The organism is Stenotrophomonas sp. 2YAF22 (assembly GCF_052114665.1).
Classification (GTDB): domain Bacteria; phylum Pseudomonadota; class Gammaproteobacteria; order Xanthomonadales; family Xanthomonadaceae; genus Stenotrophomonas; species Stenotrophomonas indicatrix.
In genome coordinates this window covers 1-2,200 of sequence record NZ_JBFRFE010000680.1, presented here as the reverse complement: position 1 = coordinate 2,200, position 2,200 = coordinate 1, and the positions used below count along the sequence as shown (strand labels likewise).

At 65.7% G+C, this 2,200-nt stretch carries 1 protein-coding gene; it reads right to left on the bottom strand.

Features of this window, described 5'->3' with window-relative positions; genetic code table 11:
* Nucleotides 1-39: 39 nt before the first annotated feature.
* Entirely contained in the window at nt 40-1,872 is a 1,833-nt protein-coding gene (gene smrA / locus AB4Y84_RS19855) for a multidrug efflux ABC transporter SmrA (RefSeq protein ID WP_442250747.1), read from the bottom strand.
* Nucleotides 1,873-2,200: the final 328 nt, after the last annotated feature.

Here is a 2,200-nt window from a genome sequence, read left to right as displayed (position 1 = left end):
GGGTGGATCTACTGTTGCGCATCCACCGTGCGGCGTTGGTCATTGCTCCGCGGCGACAAAGCCACCCGTCTGCCGTGCCCACAACCGCGCGTACAGTCCACCGGCCTCGATCAGCTCGGCATGGCTACCGGTCTCGACGATGCGGCCCTGGTCCATCACCACCAGCCGGTCCATGCGCGCGATGGTCGACAGGCGATGGGCGATCGCGATCACCGTCTTGCCGCCCATCAGCTCGTCCAGGTTGTCCTGGATGGCCGCTTCCACTTCCGAGTCCAGTGCCGAGGTCGCCTCGTCCAGCACCAGGATCGGGGCGTCCTTCAGCAGCACACGGGCAATGGCGATGCGCTGGCGCTGGCCACCGGACAGCTTCACCCCGCGCTCGCCGACATGCGCGTCGTAGCCACGACGCCCCTCCCCGTCGACCAGCGTGTCGATGAAGGCCTCCGCGCGCGCCTTGGCCACGGCCGCGCGCAGCTGCGCGTCGGTGGCATCCGGGCGGCCGTACAGCAGGTTGTCACGGATCGAACGGTGCAGCAGCGAGGTGTCCTGGGTGACCACGCCGATCTGCTGGCGCAGGCTTTCCTGGGTGACGTAGGCGATGTCCTGATCATCGATCAGGATGCGACCGCTTTCCAGGTCGTACAGCCGCAGCAGTACGTTCACCAGCGTCGACTTGCCGGCACCGGAGGGGCCGACCAGGCCGATCTTCTCGCCCGGCTTCACCACCAGGTCCAGGCCGGCAATCRCGCCGCCCTTCTTGCCGTAATGGAAATGGACATCCTGGAAGTGCACACCGCCACGAGTCACCTGCAGCGGCACCGCATCCTCGCGGTCCTGCACGGTCAGCGGCTGGGCGATGGTGGTGATGCCATCCTGCACGGTACCGATGTCTTCGAAGATGCCGTTGATGGTCCACATGATCCAGCCGGACATGTTGTGGATGCGGATCACCAGGCCGGTTGCCAGGGTGATCGCGCCGACGGTGATGTGTCCGCCGTTCCACAGCCACAGCGCCAGGCCACAGGTACCGGCGATGAGGAAACCATTGACGATGGCGATGGTCAGGTCCATGCCGGTCGTGATCCGGGTCTGCGCGCGGTGCTTGACCGCCAGCTCCTGGATCGAATCGGCAACATAGGCCTGCTCGCGGCCGCCATGGGCGAACAGCTTCAGCGTGGGAATGTTGGTGTAGCCATCAACGATGCGTCCCATCGCCTTGGAGCGCGCCTCCGAGGCGATCCAGGCCCGTTCCTTCGCGCGCGGCACGAAGTAGATCATGATCACCACGTAGGCCAGCAGCCACAGGATCAGCGGCACCATCAACCGCCAGTCGGCCTGCGCGAACAGGTACAGCGCGGTGCCGGTATAGACCACGATGTACCACAGCGAATCGACCATCTGCACCGCCGACTCGCGCAGCGAGGTACCGGTCTGCATCACCCGGTTGGCCATGCTGCCGGCGAAGTCGTTCTGGAAGAAGCTCAGGCTCTGCCGCACCACGTAGTTGTGCATCAGCCAGCGCGATCGATTGCTCAGGCCCGGCACGATGGCCTGGTTGACCAGCAGGTTGTGCAGGCCGACCAGGATCGGGCGCGCGATGACCGTGATGAACAGCATCCAGCCGAGCGTATCGGCATGGCGCTGGAAGAAGTCCGCGCCGGGCTRCTCGGCAACCATGTCGACGATGCGGCCGAGGAAATCGAACATCGCCACTTCCACCAGCGCCAGCAACAGGCCGGCGACCAGAGTGGCCAGCAGCACCGGCCACACCGGCCGCAGGTAGTGCAGGTAGAACGGCACCACGGTGCGCGGCGGCATGCGCCCGTCAATGGGCGGAAACACCGGAATCAGGGATTCAAACCAACGGAACATCGCATTCCCTCGCCACCGATAGCCGGCGGAGTATCCCACGCCGCGTGTGTACGCCGGCCGACGATCACCACCGGTTCCGCGTAGCGCCGGGCCATGCCCGGCGGATCGCCTGCAACCGCGCTACGCGCTCGCCGGACGTGGTCCGGCGCTACCCGTCCGCTCGGCCAAACGGTAGCGCCGCGCCCGGCGGCGTCATTTCACCGGCGTGAACAGCAGGTCCTGGAAATCGAAGCTGAAATCGGTCAGGTCCGAGATCGGCTGCATGCGCACCTCGCGCACTTTTCCATCCGGGTCCAGGCTGAAATTGACGAACGCATCGGCATTGAGC